Below are 3,746 nucleotides of genomic sequence, written 5' to 3'. Positions count from 1 at the left end.
GGCCCCGGATCGTTGAGATCCGGGGCCCCACCCGTTTCGCTGCCGGGCCGAAGCTCAGCTGGGCAGGCGGACGATCGGCGTCACTCGCGAGCACGGGCGCGCTGGAGTGCGACCGCGCCGGCGATCAGCAGTGAGCCTGCGCCGAGTACGAGCACCAGGCTGTTGGCGCCGGTGCGGGCCAGTGAGCGGTGCGGCGACGGCGTAGAGGAGGTGGTGACGACCACGCGGCTTGTGCTGGGGGTCGCCGAGGCGGTTGCAGCCGGGCTCTCCGACTCGCTCGGGGTCGCGGAGGGCGACTCGGAAGGAGTGGCGGACTCGGTCGGCGTGGGCGACTCGCTCGGGGTCGCGGAGGGAGCAGGAGACTCGCTCGGAGTCGGGACGACCGGCACGTTGCCGCTGGCGGAGCCGCCGCCGTTGCGGAGGATCACTTCGGTCTCACGCTCCAAGGTGTTGCTGCCGAAGACCAACGAGGCGGTGTCCGTCCACGGGCCGGCGCCGCGGAAGTTCATGGGCAGGGTGATTCGGGCGAACTGTCCCGCGGGAATTACGACCGTTCCACTGATGGTCTTGTCGGTGCAGCTGGTGACGTTCACCTGCGCGGCGGTGCCGCCGGTGGGGTCCCCCCACTCGTTGCGTCCCGTGTACGAGTGGGCGGTGGCGCTGCAGGTGAAGGTCTGGTCGGGTGAGGTGAGCTCATCACTCCAATTCAGCGTCACGGAGTCGGCTCCGGCGGCCATCTCCGGGGTGACAGTGGGTGTCTGGATGGTCACGCTGCCCGCACTGACGCCATCAGCGTCAGGTGCAGGGGCGGAGCCGAACTTGGCGAGATAACTGGGCATCTCGGTGCAGTTGCCCTCGCACACGCCGACGGGCACCTCGACGGTGGTGACCTCGCCATTGATGTTGAACGTGAGGGTCTCGGTGCTGGAAGGAGTGATCGCGCTGGTCAGCCGGGTGTCGACCCAGCCGGACAGGGACACGTCCTGGTGAGACTCGACGTAGTCGGTCAGTGTGATGACCAGGCGGCCATTCGTGCCGTCCTCATCGGCCCGGTAGGTCATGGTGGCGGCGGTTTCGCCGCTCTCGGTGTTGAGGTTCCAGGTGGTTCCGGAATCGAACCGCAGCTCGGCGGGAGTACCGATCTCATAGGTCTGACCGGCGCAGTGGCCGTTATTGAGCGTGAGGTCGAACTGTAGCTTCAGCATTTCCCAGGCGACCGCCGTGTTTTCGGCGGACACCGGTTGATCGTTTTTGAGAAGCGAGACGTCGGGGGTCTCGGTGGTGGTGGTGCACGTGTCTTCGGCGGCGCTTGCCGAGCTGATGAAAGTAGCGGGGACGATCATCACCAGGGCCAATGCCCCGAGAGCAAGTACCGCCAGAAGGTGAGAGGCGGTGCGGGAGCGCATGGGACTCCTTTCTCATGCCGTTATCGGGAGAGTGTTTTGTATCCAGGACCGTCGCGACGACTGCGCGCTCCCGCCTTCTCGTGGTGACAACCGACGTGTCAGACAGGAGCGCGTAGGTTCGCGGCGCTAGGTCTCAATTCGGCAGCATACCCTTAACTGTGCGTCTCTAAGCGCGTTTGTGCGGCATCGCATGTAATAAGCTGTTGCGTTTATCACCAAGTCGCTAGCAACGGTGTTGCAAGCAATCTCGTGTGATGTCGTTCGTGCGCACGCCCCTTGCTGCGACGTCGGCTGGCAGTCCGAGACGGTGTCGGGCGAAGATGGTGTCGGCCCCGGCCGGCGTCGGCCCGGACCGGTGCCAGGCCGAGACTGAGCCGGCCCGGACCGGTGTTGCGTCGAGACGGTGTCAGGCCGAGGGCTGCGGATCCGCGGCCTCCGGAATCGGCCCGCCGTCGTCGCCCTCGGCCACCCGAATCGCCCAGTCGCCGCTCCCGTGCGAAGTAGCCGTCGGAGTGCGGATCATGCCCTCCTGCGCGATCGTGGAGACCAGGCGCCCGGCGGAGTCGAACACCTCCGCCCGGGCCATGGAGCGCCCGCCCTGGGAAGTGGGGGAGTCCTGCACGAACAGCAGCCAATCCCCCGCGTCGACGTCGCGGTGGAACCACTGGGCGTGGTCCAGGGTGGCCAGGCTCATGCCCTCGCTGCGCCAGGACAACCCCTGACTGCGCAGCGCGGGCTCCAGCATGACCTGGTCGCACATGTAGGTCAGCAGTGCCCGATGCACCGTCTGGGTGGTGTCCGGTGGAAGCGCCCCGCGCGAGCGCACCCACAGGTGCTGGCGGCCCTCCGTCTGCTTGCCGGGGCGCAGGTAGATGTTGCCCTCCACGTGGCGGATGTCGAAGGCGGTGGTGCGTCCCAGGAACTTGGCCACCGGGTGATCGATGGAGCGGAAGATCTCCAGCGCACTGGTCAACTCCTCCGGCGGCGGCACGTCGGGCGCCTCTAGCTGCACCTCGGTGCCCTCCTGCCGCTCCTGGAAGGAGGAGACCATCGTCAGGATCGGCGCCCCGTCCTGGGTCGTGGTGGTGCGGCGCTGGGAGAAGGAGCGGCCATCATGCATCCGCTCCACCTCGAAGCGCAGCGGCTCGCCCGGCTTGCCGCCGCGCATGAAGAAGGCATGCACGGAGTGCGGCTGCCGGGGGCCGTCGCCGTCGTCAACCATCGTGGCGGCGGCCGCCAACAGGCCCTGGGCAACTACCTGTCCGCCGTAGATGCGTCCGGAGATCTGGGGAAGCGAGGAACCCGTGAACGCCTCCGTCCCGTCCCCCGCGCCGACCACCTCCTCAAGAGCGAGGATCCGTGTGACGGACCCGAGCGGTTCGGTGGTGGCGGGGGGAACGGGATACGGATGCGTCAAAGACCGAGCTCCTCCAGGATGGGCAGTTCGGCGCGCACCGCCTGCCGGGCCTCCTCGGCGGTCGCCGAGCTGGTCGCGATACCGGCAAGCCGCTGGCACTCGGCCAGGTCCACCGACTTCAGCACGGCGTCGACGTCGGGCAGGGCGCGGGCGGTCATGGACAGGCTGGCCACGCCCAGGCCCACCAGCACCGTCGCCAGTGCCGGGTCGGCGGCGGCCTCACCGCACACGCCCACCGGGCGCCCGTGCGGGGCGGCGCCGTCGCAGGCCTCCTTGATCAGGCGCAGCACGGCCGGCTGCCAGGCGGTGGAGAGGTCCGCCAGTGAGGACAGCAGCCGGTCGGCGGCCATCACGTACTGGGTCAGATCGTTGGTGCCGATGGAGGCGAAGTCGGCGTACTCGAACATCTTGTCCGCCATGATCGCCGCCGACGGCACCTCGATCATCATGCCGGCCGTCTGCAGGCCGTAGGAGCGGGCCTTCTCGGTGAAGGCTTTGGCCTCCTCCGCCGTGGAGATCATGGGGGCCATCACCCAAACCTTGGCGTTGGTCTCGGCCTCGGCCTTGGCCAGGGCCTCCAGCTGATGGTCAAGAACCTCCGGGTCGCGGCGGGTGGTGCGGTAGGCGCGCACGCCCAGGGCCGGGTTGGCCTCGGTGGCGTCGGTGAGGAAGGGCAGTGGCTTGTCGGCGCCGGCGTCCAGCGTGCGCACCACCACCTTCTTGCCGGGGAAGGCCGCCAGGACCGCCTTGTAAGCCTCGACCTGGTCGTCGACGCTGGGCTCCTCGGGCTGGTCCAGGAAGCAGAACTCGGTGCGGAACAGGCCCACGCCCATGGCGTTGGCCTCTGCGGCCGAGCGGGCGGCGGCGCCGTCGCCCACGTTGGCGAGCAGCTGCACCTCGTGGCCGTCCTTGGTGGCGCCGTC

3 protein-coding genes are annotated in these 3,746 nt (G+C 68.6%); all 3 read right to left on the bottom strand.

Annotated elements, in window-relative coordinates; genetic code table 11:
• Positions 1 to 80: 80 nt before the first annotated feature.
• Complete coding sequence (locus tag DRB06_RS13250; protein WP_108968181.1) at positions 81 to 1,406, bottom strand: Ig-like domain-containing protein; 1,326 nt, start codon at positions 1,404 to 1,406, stop codon at positions 81 to 83.
• A 406-nt stretch (positions 1,407 to 1,812) separates the two neighbouring features.
• Positions 1,813 to 2,823: an acyl-CoA thioesterase II gene (locus tag DRB06_RS13245; RefSeq protein ID WP_108968179.1), complete on the bottom strand. Its 1,011-nt coding sequence runs from the start codon at positions 2,821 to 2,823 to the stop codon at positions 1,813 to 1,815.
• Positions 2,820 to 3,746 (bottom strand): putative PEP-binding protein (locus DRB06_RS13240; RefSeq protein ID WP_146750898.1); only part of this gene is annotated, 927 nt, incomplete at its 5' end. The genes DRB06_RS13245 and DRB06_RS13240, both read right to left, overlap by 4 nt.

The sequence above is a fragment of the Actinomyces sp. Z5 genome (assembly GCF_003287795.1).
GTDB lineage: Bacteria > Actinomycetota > Actinomycetes > Actinomycetales > Actinomycetaceae > Actinomyces > Actinomyces glycerinitolerans.
This window is presented reverse-complemented; position numbering and strand designations above follow the sequence as displayed.

Excerpts from the sequence above, each read along its gene's own strand:
- DRB06_RS13250 (WP_108968181.1), bottom strand. The coding sequence starts at position 1,406 with ATGCGCTCCCGCACCGCCTCTCACCTTCTGGCGGTACTTGCTCTCGGG.